This is a genomic window from Limosilactobacillus balticus (genome assembly GCF_014145615.1).
Lineage (GTDB): Bacteria > Bacillota > Bacilli > Lactobacillales > Lactobacillaceae > Limosilactobacillus > Limosilactobacillus balticus.
Genome location: NZ_JACIVH010000062.1, coordinates 1 through 19,681, shown reverse-complemented (window position 1 = coordinate 19,681; position 19,681 = coordinate 1). Strand labels below are relative to the sequence as shown.

Below are 19,681 nucleotides of genomic sequence, written 5' to 3'. Positions count from 1 at the left end.
ATGATATAATGAAAGTAAAATGCTTAACGATTAACAAATGACAAAAAAATCATTTGTTTAAAAAAACTTAAACCTTTTTTAGCTTTTTAAAGGAGGCAAAAGTGCGAATATATCAAGCTTTTATCGAACGATAACCTCGATTGCAACTTTCTGCATTAAAAATCGACAAAAGAATGGTTGTGTTTTAAATTAAAACAAGTATTATAGAAAAGGTAAATAAACAAGTATTATAGTTATTTATTATATTTATTGCTGGCGATATAAAAAATACTAAGGGGGAATTTTGATGTTATCACGGAATAATCATCAGGAACAATTTAAGAAGTATGAACCTAAAAAACAACGGTTCACCATTAAGAAATTATCTGTTGGTGTAGCCTCAGTTCTTTTAGGTATTTCTTTTGCCAATGGTGTATCAGCTGATACAACCGATGCTGGCACGGATGCAAATACTAATAATAGTGATGGTTCAGAACAAACTGATCACAATTTAGTTTTAAATTCTGCTAATAACCAAACGTTAAAAGAAGCGACTACTGCTAATCAAGCAAGTGGTGCGACCGCAACTTCACAAAATCCAGCAGGCGATGTACAAACGCCAGCTGCAAATGAATACGAAGCTGCAGTTAGTGCTGCAATGGCTAGTCAAACAACGCAGAATAACATTGCTGAAAGTTCAACTAGTACCGCTGTTGCAAATTCAGCAAATAGCGTTGCAACCTCAGCAGCCTCTGTAGCTCAACAAACTAGTACAAGTAATGTTAGCCAACAATCAGCTGCATCGCAAACTGCTATTGAAACAAGTGCAGCTCCTGAAAGTACTGTTACTGATACGCAAGGCATATCAATTGCTACACAAACATTTAGTCCGCGAAGCTTTGCGCTAAGTAATGCTGATATGGCTCGCTTATTAGGTACGTCATTAGTAGCAACAAATGACGATGCTCCTGTAGAAATTTCTACATACCAACCTAACTTTAATTTAAAAAATACCAATCAAGTTTATAACGGTCATGTTGTTTATGCCGGGTATACTGATAAAAATAATGGTACGCACTGGGAATTTGCGACGGATCCTGATAATCCAGGTAAAACTATTTATTTATATAAAAATGGTCAGTTAGCGGATTCCCTTTCAGAAAATAGTGGTAATACGAAATCAGTATATATTGGTTCAAATCAAGTTGTGAGTGGTAGTAGTTACAAGGGTGGCCAATATACTTTTAATACTTCTAAATCAGACAAGGGTGGTATCTCATTTAGCCGTTTAGATATCGTGGGTCAAAACGGTAGTATTGTCAGTTCAGGTATGACTGCGGATATTACTCAAAATAGTAAAAGCTTAGTTATGGACCTAGATAAGGACCAACCTAACCCATCTACTTGGCAAAGTGCAGGTGCATCTGTTCCTAATAAAGTTAAGCAAACTATTTGGTATGTTGATGCCACTACTGGTAAAGTATTAGCTCAAAAAGAATCAGATGAGACTCTTTCTGGCTCTACATACGATGATACAGATGCTCAACTTCCAGTGATTAAAGTTGATGGAAAGTATTATAAGTTAGTTGAGCGTAGTGCTACCCCTGTTCAAAAGACTATTAGAGTGGATGCTTCTGTAAAAAATGGCATGACACCTGTAACTGAGTCGGTAACGGAATCTGTATACAAATCAGATGATTTGAAACAAGATGTTACTCTTACAACTAATAATGGTGTTCAAATCAAAGCATCTGATTTATTGAATGTGCCACTTACAGGGACTCTATCTTCCTCACGGATTGGTGATGTTGAGTTTACTAATACTGGATATGATATTAAGACTGGGTCTCTTGCTCCTAACAGATTTTATGTTACACAACAAAAAGATGCTCAAGGTACTGTTGATTTAAATAGTTATAATGATAATAATGGCTCAGCTAGTTTAATTACTGCTGGAAATATCAGTACTACAAATTTGGGTACTTATGTACCAATGTATTTCTACAGTAGGGCTTATCCTAATGGTCAACTGATTTTTGTAAATGATGTGAACATGCAACCAGGTCCAGGGGTAGCAGCTGGTGATGGTTCAATGTTTATTAACCAAGGAAAAGGTAATAACCAAGATGTTATTATCTTGTATACTCCAGATAACACTATTGTTAATAAGCAAAATGCTAACATCACTTTCGTAAATGATGATACTGGTGCAAGTTTGAGTACACAACAAGATGCTAGTGGGGATGCAGGGAGCCAAATTAGTTTCACTAATGCTGCATCTACTGTTACTAACTTGATTGGTCAAGGTTATGTTTACAACGGTACTACTGGTAATGGTGTAACTAATGGTTCAGCAAGTGGTAGTTTTACTAGTGTTGATTTCCCAGTTTATGATAACGATGACAACACTACTCAAGCATTCGTTGTTCACTTTAAGAACCCAGTTCAAACTACTACTTACCACCAAGGTGTTGAAGAATCTAAGACAATTCATCGTACAATTAATTACTACGACAAAGTGACTGGAGAAAAGATTCCTTCTGATTTAATTAGCCAAAATCCAGTTACTGATGAAGTGACTTTCACTCGTACTCAGGTCTTGGATCAAGATGGTAAAGTTGTAGGTTACGGTACTGTTGGCAGTGATGGTAAATCATTTAGAACTCAAGATTGGCATACTGCTGAAGGCTTGACTGCTGATGAATTTGCTGCTAAGAAGTCTGCTGACCTTTCAGCATTCAACTACACTGCTCCTGAATTCCAAGATGGAACTAGTGCAAATGTTGTAGCAGCTCATGAAGTAACACCAACTACTCAAGACCTTGTTTACAATGTTTACTATGGTCACCAAACGCAACAAGTTACAACTAACCAAGATGTAACGCGTCGTTTCCACTACATCTTTACTGATGGCACTACGCCAGAAAGTCACTTGACTCCACAAGCAGACCAAAAAGTTACCTTTACCGGAACTGCTACCAAGGACTTGGTAACTGGCAAGACTGGTGATACTGTTTGGACTCCTGCTAACGGTACTTTGACTCAAGTTGCTGGTCAACCAGTAGCTGGATACCACATTACTGGTAACGTAAATGCTAACGCTGATGGTAGTGCAAATGCAGTTAACGTAACTCCAACATCTGGTGATATTGATGTAACTATTGTTTACACTCCAGATGCTAAGACTCCAGATACCCCACAAAAAGCTAAGGTAACTATTTACGATAAAACTGAAAATAATAAGCAATTAACCAGTTTTGAAAATAATAATGGTACAAAGGATAGTGCAATTAGCTTTGATGGTGAACCACAAACCCTTCAAGCTTACTTGAATTCAGGTTACGTATTTGATAGTGCAGCTGATGCTAATGGAAACTCAATTGGTACTGCCTCAAATATCAATTTCGGTAACTTTGATGATATTGACGGTAATGTTCAAAACTTCAACATTTACTTAGTTCACGGAACTGATACTAAGACTGAAAATGCAACAACTAATGCTCACGTTCACTATGTTGTTGCCGGTAATGAAGCTAACAAGCCAGCTGCCCCAGCTGATAGTCCGGTTCAAACAATCAATTGGACTCGTACTAACACTACTGACAAGGTTACTGGTGCAACTACTGAAGGAACTTGGACTCCAGACAAGAGCAGCTTTACTAGTGTAACTTCACCAACTGTAACTGGTTACACTCCAGATCAAGCTGCCGCTAACTTTACTACTCCACAACCAAATCGTGATCAAGTAGTAACTGTTGTTTATAATCCAAATCCAGAAGTTGAACAAAAAGCTGACTTAGTTATTTACGATAAGACCGATAACAACAAGGAACTTAATAGTTTCAATAATAGTGGTAAGACTGGTACCCAAATTTCATTTAGTGGTTCCACAAATTACGTTGCTGATTTAATCGCTAACGGATACAAGATCGATAGTTTTGTAAATGATCAAAACCAAACCTCTAACCCAACTTCATACAGTGAAATCAATTTCAGCAACTTTGATAACAACAGTGCTAGTGACCAACACTTTAAGTTGTACTTAGTTCACGATACTGAAAACGTAACGGACAAGAAGACTACTACTTCAACTGTTCACTATGTTGTTTCAGATGGCAAGACTAACCCACCATCCGATAGCACGCAAACAATTACTTGGACTCGGCCAGGAACTAAGGATAAGGTCACAGGGGTAACGACCCCAACTGGTAACTGGACTACTCCAGATAACTACACTGATGTACCAACACCAAGCCTTGATGGATACACTCCAGACAAGACGAATGTTCCAGCACCAACTCCAGATCCAAACCAAAACCCAACAACTGTCGTTACTTACAATCCTAAGACTCCAGAAGTACCAACATACACTGGTACTACTGAGACTAAGACTGTAACGCGGACGATTAACTACTATGACCGGGTAACTGGTGAAAAGATTCCAACTAACTTGATTGCTGGTAATCCAACAACCCAAAACGTGACATTATCACGGACACACGTTGTATCATCAACTGGTCAAGATATGGGTTACGGTACTGTTAGTGAGGATGGTAAGACATTTACTAAGGCTGCTACTGATGATGGTTGGAACACTGGTGAGTGGGATCAAGTAATTTCACCAGATCTTTCAAACGCAGGTTACACTACTCCAGATGTAGCCCAAGCTGATCGTGTAACTGTCAATAGCAACACCAAGGATGCAGTGGTTAACGTTTACTACGGTCACCAAACTGAAGTAATTACACCAAAGAATCCCCATAATCCTGGTGGCAACATTAACCCTAATGATCCACGTAATAAGCCATCAGTTTACCCAGATGGTTTAACTAAGGACACTTTAACTACTGAAGTAACTCGTCATATTAACTATGTTGGTGTAAATGAAGATGGTACCACAACTCCAGTAAATGGGGCTCCAGATGGTAAGAGTACTTACACTCAAACGGTTTCCTTTGAACGTAATGCCGTGATTGATAAGGTAACTGGTCAAATCTTAGGCTACAGTACTGATGGCACTACTAATGTAACGACTACGGATAAGGATCGTGCTTGGACGCCAACAACCCAAAACATGGATTCTGTAGCTTCTAAGACTCCTAGTGAAGTAGGTTATGACAAGGTTGACATTTCAACTGTTGGGGGCGTAACTGTTTACCCAGGTCAAAAGGTTAACGATGTAACTGTAACTTACACTAAGAACAAGACACCTGAAGTTACGCAAAAGGCAACCCTTGAAATTATTGATAACAACGATGTTAACTCACCTAAGCAATTGGCTTCATTTAGTAACGAAGGTAAGAGTGAAGATCAAATTAACTTTGCTAACTCAAATGAGATCCTTCAAAGTTACTTGAGTCAAGGCTACAAGGTTCAAAAGACTGCAGGTAACCTTAGTGGTGACGCTCAAAGTGGTTACACTTACCCAACTTACGGTAACGATGCTCAAGACTTCAAGATCTACTTAGTTCACGATACTGAAGACAAGACTGAAACTGCTACAGCAACTGCTCAAGTTCACTATGTTGTTGCGGATAATGGTGTAGAAGCTCCAAAAGATAGTGATCTTCAAACTGTTACTTACACCCGCACCAATACCATTGATAAAGTAACTGGTGCTACTGTGAAGGAAGGTACTTGGCAAGCTGACAAGAACGCATTTACTGATGTAACATCCCCAGACCTTTCAAAGGATGGTTACACTCCAAGTCTTGAAAATGTTCAGTTTAACGCTCCAGAACGTAATGTAAATCAACGCGTAACTGTTGTTTACAACCGTTCTGCTCAAGCTGCAGACTTACAAATTATTGATGATAATGATCCACAAAACCAACGAGTATTGGCAACTTACTCCGCTGGTGGCGAATCAGGTAAGCAAATTAGTTTTGACGGTTCAAACGCGCAACTACAAAACTACTTGAATAATGGTTACACATTTGAAAAATCTGAAGGTCAAGGTATGAGTGGGGATGCCCAAAATGGTTTCACTTATCCAAGTTTTGACAATGATTCTCAATCTAACCAAAGCTTCAAGATTTACTTGAAACACGCAACTGGGGACAAGACTGAAACTGCAACAACTACTGCTCATGTTCACTACATCATGGCAGATGGTACAAAGGCTCCAGATGATAGTGCAACACAAACTATTAACTGGACGCGGACTAACACTGTTGACCAAGTAACTGGTGCAGTTGTAAATAAAGGTACTTGGTCTTCTGATAAGGGTGTCTTTACTGATGTTGATTCACCAGCAGTAACAGGTTACACTCCAGGTACTAAGACCGTAAAATTTGCTACTCCTGAACGTGGCGTTAACCAAGTTGTAAATGTTGTTTACACTAAGGATGCTCCAACTCCTGAACAACAAAATGCGTTAGTTGTTTACCAAGACGTAAATGACCCAGCTCATCCTGTTGATTTAGGACAAAGTGATCAATTAACTGGTCTAGCAGGGGATGCAATTAACTACAGTACTGCCGACAAGATTGCTGAATACGAAAAGCAAGGTTATGTATTGGTATCAAATGGCTTTGATGCAAATGGTACTAAACCAAGCTTTGACAATGTTAACGGCAATACTCAAACATTCTACGTAACGTTTAAGCATGGTATTCAACCTGTAACTCCAGATAAGCCGGGTACGCCAGATAAGCCAATCAACCCTGATAATCCAGATGGTCCTAAGTACCCATCTGGCACTGATCAAACCAGCTTAACTAAAGATGTAACACGGACTGTTACTTACGAAGGCGCTGGTGACCAAACACCAAGTCCAGTAACTGATACGCTTCACTTCCAAGGTACAGGTTACTTAGACAAGGTAACTGGTAAGTGGACTGATGCTAATGGTAATGAATTAGCAGACCAAACTAAGGGTATTACTTGGACGATTGCTGATGGTACTAAGGATGAAGGTAACTTTAATTTGGTTCCAACTAAGCATATCGATGGTTATACTTCCCAAGTTGTAACTGACGGTGCTGATGATGGCAATGGTAATGTTAAGAGCTACACTGGTATTACTCATACAAGTGACAATATTAATGTTGTCGTTCAATACAACCCAATTGTTGCTGAACAAGGTAACTTAATTGTTAAGTTCCATGATGATACTGATAACAAGGACTTGACTGGTGTAGGTACTGACACAGGTACTCAAGATGTTGGTACTCAAGTAACTTACAACCCAAGTACTGATTTAACTAACCTTGAAAATAAGGGTTACGTTTATGTATCAACTGACGGTAATATTCCTTCATCAATTGTTAAGGGAACAACTACTGTAACGATTCACGTAAAACATGGTACTGTTCCAGTAACTCCAGATAACCCAGGTACTCCAGGGGACAAGATTAACCCTAAAGATCCAGATCCAAATAGTCCTAAGTACCCATCAGGAACGGACAAAGCTTCAATTGATAAGACCATTACGCGGACTGTTCATTATGAAGGTGCCGGTGAATACACACCAAATGATGTTCAACAACCAGTACACTTCACGGCAAAGGGTGTCCTTGATAAGGTAACTGGTGAATGGATTACTCCATTAACTTGGTCAGCAGATCAAACATTTAATGGGGTAACCACTCCTAAGATTCCGGGTTACCACGTTGTAAGTGTTGATCGGGATGCAAATGGCAATGATGTAGCTTCAACTCCTATTAATCACACTGGTTCAGATTACACAGTAACGGTAACTTATGCTCCAGATGAAAAGCCACAAGCCGAAAATGCCGACTTACACATCATTGATCTTAGTGATAACCAAAAGGAACTTGCTAACTTCAAGACGTCCGGTGACGATAACACTGCAATTAACTTCAACGGTGCTCAAGTTACTATCGATAGCTTAATTAAAGCTGGCTACAAGGTTAATAGCATTGTTCAAGCAACTAGTGATCCAAACAACCCAACTAAATACGGTACTGATTATGCGAATGCCGCAGGTCAATGGACATTTGATGACAAGCCTGGTGTAGATCAATCATTCTACGTATATCTTGTACATGATTACGCTCCAATTAATCCAGAAAATGCTTATGGTCGAACTGATTTGACACAAACTGTTACTGAAACAGTCCATTATATTGATGAAGATACTAATAAGCCTGTTGCCACAGACTACACCAATACTCTTACCTTCAAAGGCCAAGGTCGTGTTGACAAGGTAACTGGTAAGATGCTTAAGATTAAGAGCATTGAAAATGGTGTAATCACTTATGATTATGACATTGCTAACCAAATTGACATTAGTAGTGCTAAGTTAAGTGACTTTGCTTGGTCAAATCCAACAACCTTAGCTAAGGTTGTATCACCGACCATTGCAGGATACACAATTGATGCTGCTAAGACTACCCCAAGTGAATTGGCTGACGGTAATGATATTCAGGAAATCCAAAATGTTGCTTACGACCATGGTAATGTAGAAGCTACTGTTTACTACAAGGCAAACCCAGTTGAAAACCACAAAGCTGGATTGACAATTTACGCAAACGGCAAGCAAGTTGGTACAGCAAGCGTTACTGGTGCTAAAGACACTGCAATTAACTTCGGAAGTGCTTCCGATATTGTTTCTGCTTACATTAACAATGGTTATGTATTTGACCATGCACAAGATGTAACTAACAATGTTGAAATGAGTGGCAAGTCATACAGCGAATTGAACTTTGGTAACTTTGCAACTGCAAATAACAGTGATCAACAATTTGCTATCTACTTAACTAAGGATGAAACTCCAGCTAAGACGCAACAAAATGCTCAATTGACTATTCGCGATGCAACTCCTGGTCAAGAACAAGACTTAGGTAGTTACACTCAACCTGGTCTTGAAGGCGATGCAATCAGCTTTGGCAATGCTCAAGAATTTGTTCAAAACTTATTGAACAAGGGTTACGTTTGGGATGGTGCTTCATACAACGGTACTAACCTAGATGCTACTAACTATGCTGGAATTAATTTTGGTAACTACGACAACACTGATGATAAGAATGGCATCAGTCAAAAGTGGGTAATCAACTTAGTCCATGGTGCAACTCCGGTAAACCCAGATCATCCAGATGACAAGGATGGTTACACTAAGGAATACCTTGATCGTACAATTACACGTGATGTAACTTATGTTGACGAACAAGGTAATGTAATGCCAGGCTTGACTCCTGAACACCAAGAAGCTAAGTTCCAAGGTTCTGGTTACTTAGATAATGTAACTGGTAAGTGGGTAACTGTTGAAAATGGTAAGATTACTGGTCTTGCTGATGGATTGACTTGGACTCCAGATACAGATGCCAACTTTGATGCAATTGCTGCGAAGACCGCTGATGGCTACCACGTAATTTCTGTGAGCGGCAACGGTATTTCAGGATTTACTGTCGATGCCAATGGTGCGGTTACTGCACAAACTGTAAATCGCAATACTGCAAGCTCAACGATTAAAGTTGTTTATGCTAAGACCCCAGAAGTTCCAGTAGTTGCTAATGGTTCAATTGTTTACATCGATGATACGACTGGTAACACGCTCGAAAGTGCAAGTTTCGGTGGTAGCGTTGGTCAAAAGATTGATTACACTACGGCTGGTCGAATTACTAGTTACGAAGGTCGAGGCTACAAGCTAGTATCCAATAACTTCAAGGATGGTAATGAATCATTTACGAATGGTGAAAATAAGTTTGAAGTTCACTTAACTCACGACACGACTACTAAGGATGTTACTAAGACCGTAACGCGTGATGTAACATACGTTTACGAAGATGGTAGTCAAGCAGATACGCCAGTTAACCAAAGCTTTACTTTCAACGGTAAGACAGTAACTGACCGTGTAACTGGTGCTGAAAAGACAAGTTGGGATACTAACGATCATAACTTCGATGCCACTAAGTCAATTGATACTACTAATTACCAAGTTGTTGGTATCAGTAAGACAAATACTACTGCGAACGTTGATCGTACTAATGGTGTAGTAGCAAGTGAAACAATTACACCAACTAGTCAAAACAGCTCAGTAGTAATTACATTGGCTAAAAAGGTAACGCCACCAACACCTGTAAAGCAGGGTACAATTGAAGTTATCTACCATGACACAACAGATAATGTTGATATTCCAGGTTATGGTCAACCTCAAACGAAGGAAGATCAAGGAACAGCCTTTAGCTACAATCCAAATGCTAAGGACTTGCCAGCTCTTGAAGACAAGGGTTATGTCCTTGACGGTGACTTGCCAACTGTTCCAACTGAATACACTGATGGCAATCAACGGGTAGTGATTAATGTTAAGCATGGTACGCGTCCAGTAACGCCAGAAAATCCTGCTAACCCAACTGATCCTGTTGATCCACAACATCCACAAACGCCAACACCAAGTAATCCAAACTTATCTAAGACTGATCTTGAAAAGACGATTACACGGACTGTTCAGTACCAATACGCTGACGGAACAAAGGCACATGCTGATGTTGTTCAAACCGTAAACTTTACTGGTGAAGGAACAATTGACTTGGTAACTGGTAACCTTGTCACAGTTGATAAGGATGGTAACATTCTTAACCAACGTGGTAAGATCACTTGGAATCATGACTCACAAGACTTTGCTAATGTAGCTGCAATTGATCATGATGGTTACTATGTATCAAACGTTAGCGAAAATGGAACTACTGCTAAGGTGGATGGTACGGCAGTTGCTGGTGAAACAGTAACTCCAACTAGTCAGAATAGTACGATTGTTATTACTTTGACTAAGACCCCAGAAGTTCCAGTACCCGCTAATGGTTCAATTACTTACATCGATGACACAACTGGTAACGTTCTAGCCTCAGCAACATTTAATGGTAATGTTGGTCAAAAGATTAACTATACTACAGCTGATAAGATTGCTAATTACGTAAGTCAAGGTTACAACTTAGTATCAAACAACTTTAATGATGGTAACGAAACCTTCGCAAAGGATGGCAACGTCTTTGAAGTTCACCTTGTTCACGCAACTACGCCAATTACTCCTGAAAACCCAGGACAGCCTGGCCAAGAAGTTCCAAATCCAAATGATCCAGAACATCCACATAAGATTCCGGCTAACTTTGTTCCACAAACATTGACTAACACCGTAACACGTGACGTAACTTACGTTTACGAAGATGGTAGTCAAGCAAATACACCGGTACATCAAACATTTACCTTTAACGGTAATGGCGTTGTTGATCTTGTAACTGGTCAATTGGTAACAGTAGATAAAGACGGTAAGATCACTGGTGCGGGTCATATTACTTGGAACGCTGAAAACCATGACTTTGACGCAACTAAAGCTATCGATACAACCCAATACAACATTGTTAAAGTGAGTGAAAACAACACCGCTGCTAATGTTGATATGAATAATGGGGTTGTAGCTGGTGAAACAATTACGCCAACTAGTCAAAACAGTTCAGTAGTAATTACGTTAGCCAAGAAACCAGTAGCGCCTACTCCAGTTCAAAAGGGTACCGTAATTGTTAACTATGTTGATAAGACAACGGGCAAGACCCTTGAAACGGCCACTTCAACTGGTAATGAAGGTTCAAATGTAGATTACAGCACTAAGGACACCATCACCAAGTACACTAACCAAGGTTACAAACTTGACCATGATGGTTATCCAACAGGTACGGTAACTTACACGAATGGTACAGTTACTTACGAAGTTGACCTTGTTCACGATACTGTTCCAGTAAATCCAGATCAACCAGGTCCAAAGACACCTAATACACCAATTAATCCAGAAAACCCAGATGGTCCTAAGTATCCAGATGGTACACAACCAGAACAATTAACTAAGACCATTACACGGACGATTAATTACATTGGTGACGGCCTCAATATTCCATCAGTTGAAAAGAGTCTTACTTTTGTAGCTAATGGAGTACTTGATAAGGTTACTGGTCAATGGGTAACTGTTGATAAGGACGGCAAGATCACTGGCAATGCTAATGGTATGACTTGGACAGTTAAGGATGGGAATGCTGATGAAGCTTCCTTTGATGAAGTAGCAGGGCCTCAGACTGATGGTTACCACATTACTAACATTGCTGCTTCAAACGAAGACTTAAGTGACATTAACAGTAACACTGGTAGGGTTGCTGGTAAGACAATCAGTCATACTAATGGCAACATTGTAATTACCATTAACTACGCTAAGAACCCAGTAACGCCAACACCAACTCCAGCTGATCAAACAGTTGTTGGTAAGCAAATTGTGCACTATGTTGATGGTGATAACAATAATGCTAAGTTATTAGATGACAATACTAATGACACGTTTGTATTTACTAAGTCTGGTGAAACTGGTACTTGGAATACTAATAGTCATAAGTACGCAAATGCTAATGCCCCAGTAATTGATGGCTACGTTGCTGAACAAAAGACTTATGAAGGTCAAACGGCAACTCCAGAGGATGCTAATAAGGAAATCACCATTGTTTACCACAAGATTGGTAAGATCATTCCAGTTGACCCATCAGGAACCCCAATTCCAGATGCTCCAACACCTAGTTATCACAATGACCCAACTGATCCTACGAAGGTAATGCCAAATGAACCTACGCCAACTGTTCCTGGCTGGACAACTAATGTACCAAATGTAACGCCTGATACACCAACTGGCGACACAAAGGTACCTTACACCAAGCCAACACCAACGCAAGACAAGGGTTCAATCACAATTACTGTTCATGATGTAACTGATAATACTGATTTACCAGAATACGGTAAGACAAGTGATAGTCAAAACGTTGGCACTGAATTTAGCTATGACAAGACTGGTACGTTTACTTCGCTTACTAATAAGGGATACAAGGTTGTTAACCCAGATGTAACAATTCCAACTGGTATTACGAAGGGTGATCAAAACATTGTAATTTACGTTGAACACACAACGACACCAATTACACCTGAAAACCCAGGTAAGCCAGGTCAACCAATTAACCCTAATGATCCAACTGGTCCACAATACCCAGATGGTTCTGACCAAGTAACGAAGGATGTAACACGGACAATCACTTACGTTGACAATAACGGTAATAAACTTCATGACTCAGTTGAACAAACTGCACACTTTACTGGTATCGGAGTGATTGATAACGTTACTGGTAAATGGGTAACACCAATTACTTGGACTGGAAACGGTGACTTGAATGGTCAAAACACGCCAGTAATTGATGGCTACCATGTAACAAACGTTAGCCGTGACGGCAATGGTAATAATGTTTCTAAGGTTACAGTAAACCATGGTGACAGTGATTACACAGTTGTTGTTACCTACACGCCAAACGGTAAGATTGTGCCAGTTGATCCATCAGGAACCCCAATTCCAGATGTTCCAACTCCACAATACCCAACTGATCCAAGCGATCCAGCCAAGGTTACACCAGATGAACCAGTTCCAAGTATTCCTGGATATACTCCAGAAGTACCAACTGTAACACCAACTAATCCTGGGGAAGATACACCGGTAGTTTACACGCCTGATACACCGGTTACTCCAGTTACAGTTCAAGGTAAAGTAACTTACATTGATGACACTACTGGTAAGACGATTACGACTGATAACTTCAGTGGTAAAGTTGGTGATAAGATCAGCTACACGACTGCTGGTAAGATCAGTGAACTTGAGGGTCAAGGTTACGAATTAGTATCTAACAACTTTAAGGATGGTAGTGAAACATTTACTGACGGTGAAAATAGTTTCGTTGTTCATTTGAAACATGCAGAAACAATCTTTACTCCTCAAAACCCTCATGGTGGCGACGATGAAAGTGGTAAGTATGCTACGCAGAAGAAGACAACCTTTACTGTTCGTTATGTTGGAGCGGGCGAAAATAACCCAGCTGATCACGTTGAAACTGTTCAATGGCACCGTCACGTATCAGTTGATGGTGTAACTGGTGAAGTGATTAGCACAACGCCATGGACGACGAATGGTAGTTACAGCAGTGTTTATACACCAGTTGTTGACGGTTACCATGCAGATAAGGCAGTCGTTAATGCTCCGCAAGCTGATCCTGATAAGGACGTTATCGAAACTGTTACTTACTCACCAAATGGTCATATAATTCCAGTTGACAAGACTGGTACGCCAATTCCAGGCGCGGATCATCCAGTTTATCCAACTGATCCTAATGATCCAACTAAGGTCGTACCAAACGAACCAGTACCAACTGTTCAGGGATATACTCCAGAACGTGAGACTGTAACGCCAGCTGATCCTGGTACTGATACACCGGTTGTATACGATCGTGGAAATACGCCTGTTACTCCAGAAACACCAACTACTACCCCAACAACTCCTGGAGATGATACGCCAAGCAATGATACCCCAGTAACTCCAGAAACTCCGGTTGATAACGGCGGTCAAGAAGGTAACAATGAAGTAACACCAACACCAGAAAGGCCAGCTGATAATGGTTCTGTAAATCCTGCAGCTCCACAACCAACTGTTGCTAAGCAAAATAATGCTCAGCAACCAGCTGCAGCTACGAAGGCTGAAGCTAAGAAGCTACCACAAACTGGTAATGCTGATGCTAATAGTGCTGAAATTCTAGGACTTGCTGCGCTTGGTCTAACTGGTCTTGTTGGATTTGGAAAGAAACGTCGCAAAGAAGATTAAAAAATATGTTCAGACAGTAATAATGCAACAAGTTGAGTTAATTACTATGACTTAACAACTATGTGAGGCACAAGCAACTTGCTGCATTAATAAAAGAAGCTCTACAGTTTTTAACTGTAGGGCTTTTTTGTGTATGATTGTAAAAAAAGTTTATCGCTAGCTAAGAGAATTATCTTACTATGGAACTGTTAGGAGATTAAAAAATTTATTGATCAATATTAGTAAAATTAGTTAAAGTCCGCGATTGAAGTACATTAGATTGTGCTAGATATGAAATAATTTTCATGTTTACTGCATTTATTTTTATTAATTTAGCATAAAATAATTTGCGGTTAATTATTGAGTTATCAGTATTTAAACGCTAGAATTATTAACAGATGATAACTTGGTTTTTGCTAATTGAGTTGTAATTTGAAGAATAAGTTTTATATTTAAATAGTGGAAATAAGTTACAACAGCTACTGCCTAGGTTAAAATGATTGGCTTATCTATTGATTAAGGGGGATAAATAAAAATGCTATCTCATAAAAATTTACAAGAGCAAATTAAGAAAAATGAACCTACTAAGCAACGGTTCGCGATTAAAAAACTAAGTGTTGGTGTTGCTTCCGTGTTGTTAGGGGTTACCTTTGCCGGCACAGCATCTGCTGATACGACTGATGCAAATTCGACATCTAATTCTGGAAGTGCGAGTGCGGAACAAACTGATCATAACCTTGTTGTTTCTTCTGCAAGCACTGCAACGATGAAACAAGCAACTGCCGCTAATGCTGCGCAAAATGCTTCGGCGGCTGTTGTTAACCCTGCTGGTAATATTGATACGTCAGTCGCTAATGATTATGAAGCAGCTGTTAATAGCGCTACCTCTGCGACAATAAATAGTGCATCTTCTGCTATTGCTCCCGCTAGTGCTAATAGCTCACAAAATAGCGCTTCCGCCAATGTAGCCCAAGTCCCAAAGACTGAAACATTTATTCCTACAACGACGCCTTCAACTGAAAATGCCATTGGTGTTCAAGGGTTAACAACACAAAAGACTGCTGCAACTCCAACTACTAATGAAAATGTTAACCAAACTTATAAGATAAATGTTAAAGCTGTTGATGTTACAACTGGTGCTGCGCCAATTACCTCTTCCTACATTTTTAACTACAATTTTAAAAATGGGGTTTTCAATGAGGAAGGGAAGAAGGGCACAAGTCTATATTCTTTCGGAATAGCACCAACAGGATATAAACTATTAAATCCTGAAGTCCTTGATGAGAACTTTACGATGGATGGTAATATGGCACGAATTAAGGATAAAGATGTTGATATTACGCTTCAATACGCCCCACTTTCGCCAATTTTAGTTCGGTACGTTGATGAAGATACTGGTGAGGTTCTTTCCACATCATCAGTTGGTGCTAATACTTCTTCAACTGCAAGTTACGCTTATAATCACGGTGATAAAGAAGATATTGCCACATCTAAGTTCTTCCTTCATGCTATTGATATTCCTGGGTATAAACTTGACGATCAACCAAGCTTTATAGATACGTATAATAATATTCAATCAAAGGGGAATCTTAACTACCAAGTTCACACTTTTAAGTATAAAAAGGTTATGGACAATCCAAACCCAAAAGATAGTCAAAAGGGTTCTGGTGCTCAATATGGAGAATACTTTGGGCCAGCATGGAGTACGATTGATCCCAATGATATGTTTAATGTTTCTGGTGTTAAAGGTAATACTTATGAAACAGATAATGGTGATGTTGAAGCTAAAACAAATAACGTTATCAAAAAGTACCAAAATCAAGGTTATACCTATATGGGAACCTTTAATTACCATAAAAATACTGATTACTACAATTGGAATGAAGCAGCAACTTCAATTAACTTAATTCCGAATAAGCCCGTAACTGTTAAATTTATTGACGAACAAGGGAATAAACTGGCGGATGACCAAACAATTGCCTTTAACGTTAATAATCCCGACCAAACTAATAATGGAATTAATGAGGCCAAGAACTGGTATTCTGCTGGTGAATGGCATACAGCGCCTAAGACCTTTGATGGTTATACATTGCGGACAACATATGGCGCCGATCATGGTCAATTTACCCCTTATACCTATGTTGTTACTTATGAGTACGCTAAAGATGCAACTGCTCAAGTTAAGTACATTGATGATACTACTAATACTCAACTTAAAGTAGACGATTTAAAAGGTTATGTCGGTGATCCAATTGAATACTCAACTGAGGATTCAATTTCAACCTTTGAAGGTCAAGGCTATAAGTTAGTATCAGATGGCTTTACGGCAGGAAGCAAATATGCAGATGAGGCAAATGTCTTTGAAGTTCACTTTACCCATAACCAATTACCGGTAAACCCTGACCATCCAAATGACAATGTTGATCCATCCAGCTATCTTAAGGACGTTAAAGAAACAGTTAAGTATACTGGTGCAGGTGAAAAGACGCCAGCTGATAATGTTCAAACTTCAAAATGGAGTCGGACGGTTACAATTGATGCTGTCACTCATGAACCTGTTACCGGTGGAGAATACGATACAGATTGGTCAATTGTTCCTGGTCAAAAGACGGAATATGACCAAGTAGCTACTCCTGTAATCGATGGTTTCCATGCCGATCGAGCAACTGTTCCTGCAACAGCTGTTACGCAAGATGATATTGAAATAACTATTACTTATATGCCAAATGGGGAAATTATCCCTGTTGACCCAAGTGACAAGCCAATTCCAAATGTTCCAACGCCACAATATCCAACTGATCCAAGCGACCCAACCAAGGTAACGCCAAATGAACCAGTTCCTGATGTTCCGGGCTGGGTTCCAAGTCAACCAACAGTAACACCAACTGATCCTGGGAAGGATACTCCGGTCGTTTATAACCAAATCCAAAAAGCTGACTTAACGATTGTTGATCAAAGCAATGATAACCAACAAATTGTTATTAATGGGATAACGACTAAGTTTAATGCTGATGGAATTGAAGATACCAAGATTGGTTTCACTGGCTATGCTGATTCAATCAATGCGTTGGAAGACCTCGGCTACGAATATGTTAGTTCAGATTTTGATGTAAATCAGACCTTTGATAATGATGGTGATAGTGATCAACACTTTACAATTGTGATGAAGCATGGAACTGCTCCGGTAAATCCTGAGCATCCTGGGGCTGGTTATGATAAGACGGATCTTCAAAAGGATGTTACTCGGACAATTAGTTATGTAAATGCTAAGACAGGAGAGCAAGTTGCCCAACCAGTTAACCAAACAGTTAGTTTTACTGCCAATGGTACGGTTGATAAGGTAACTGGTAAGTTAGTAACGGTTGAAAATGGTAAGATCACTGGTCCAGGAGAATTAACATGGACACCAGCACAAGATGTTAAGGCTGTTGAGTCACCAGCTATTGAAAGAATGCATGTTGTTTCCGTTAGTCGCGATGCCGATGGTGACAATGTTAAGAGTGTGGCATTGAACCATGGGGATGAAAACTACACTGTCACTGTTAGTTATGAAGAAAATGGTACAGTTGAACAAAATAGCCAAAACATTCCAGCCTCACAAACAATTAAGTTTGTTGATGAAAATGGTAATACGCTTCGTGAAAACAATGTTCAAACCAGTGAATTCACTCGAACACCAGATGTAATTGATTCTGTAACTGGTAAGACAATCACTGAAGGTTCATGGAACGAAACTAGCCACAAGTTCGGAACGATTAATGTTCCAGTAATCGATGGCTACGTTGCTGAAGTTACAACTGCTGGTGGATTGACAGCAACTACTGATAATCCAAATGTTGTAACAGAAGTTGTTTACAAGAAGGTTGGTAAGATTGTGCCAGTTGACCCAACTGGTAAGCCAATTCCAGACGTACCAACGCCAAGTTACCCTAACGATCCAACAGATCCAACTAAGGTAACACCGGACGAACCAGTACCAACAATTCCTGGTTACATTCCAGAAACGCCAACAGTAACTCCAGAAGTACCAACTAAGGATACGCCAGTTGTTTACAACCCAGTTGACAATACTCAAAACGCTCAAGTTCGTTACATTGACTTGACTAACAATGAAGAACTGGCTAACTCTGGTAACTTAAGTGGTCAACCTGGTGACAAGATTAACTACAGTACTGCTGACACAATTAAGAGCCTTACTGACAAGGGTTATGTTCTTGTCAATGATGGCTTCCCAGCAGATGCAGCCTTTGATAATGACAAGGGTCACGATCAAGTCTTCACTGTTACATTCCGCCATGGTACACAACCAGTTAACCCTAATGAACCAGGAAAGCCAGGTGAACCAATCAACCCTAACGATCCAGACGGTCCTAAGTACCCACAAGGTTCTGACCAAGTAACAAAGAATGTTACGCGGACTGTTCAATATGTTGATGCAGATGGCAACAAGATCAGTGAACCAGTTGAACAAACTGTTAACTTTACTGCTCAAGGGGTTCTTGATAAGGTAACCGGTCAATGGACAACTCCATTGACTTGGAGTAGTAGTCAATCTGTTACAGGTGTGAAGACACCGGTTGTCGAAGGTTACCACGTGGTTAATGTTGATCGTGATGGTGATGGTGTCAACGTTAAGGGTGTAACACTTACTCACGAAAACGACAATTACACGGTTACTGTAAGTTATGCTAAGAATGGTAAGATTGTGCCAGTTGACCCAACTGGTAAGCCAATTCCAGACGTACCACAACCACAATACCCAACTGATCCAACCGATCCATCAACGGTAACACCAAATGAACCGGTACCAACAATTCCTGGCTTTGTCCCTGAAGTACCAACGGTAACACCAACTGACCCTGGTAAGGACACACCAGTCCACTATACTCCAGTTATTAATGATCAAACTGCAGTTGTTAACTATGTTGACCAAGATAACAATAATGCACAGATCGCAACTTCAGGTAACTTAACTGGTAAGCCAGGTAGCGCCATTGATTACAGTACAGCTGATCAAATCAAGGAACTTGAGAACCAAGGCTATGTTCTTGTCAGTGATGGTTTCCCAGCTGGGGCGGTATTTGATAATGATGA

The 19,681-nt window shown here is 39.8% G+C and carries 2 protein-coding genes; both read left to right on the top strand.

The genetic code is table 11. The features are described 5' to 3' along the window. Window positions 1-286 precede the first annotated feature (286 nt). Window positions 287-14,608 carry a mucin-binding protein gene (locus H5S10_RS03865; RefSeq protein WP_182588781.1) on the top strand — a complete coding sequence of 4,774 codons (14,322 nt, stop codon included), beginning with the start codon at window positions 287-289 and terminating at the stop codon, window positions 14,606-14,608. Window positions 14,609-15,122: 514 nt separating this feature from the next. Next, window positions 15,123-19,681: mucin-binding protein (locus tag H5S10_RS03860; RefSeq protein ID WP_182588780.1), on the top strand; the 4,559-nt coding region annotated here is incomplete at its 3' end.

Coding starts and splice junctions, on each gene's coding strand:
- H5S10_RS03865 (WP_182588781.1), top strand. CDS start 287: ATGTTATCACGGAATAATCATCAGGAACAATTTAAGAAGTATGAACCT.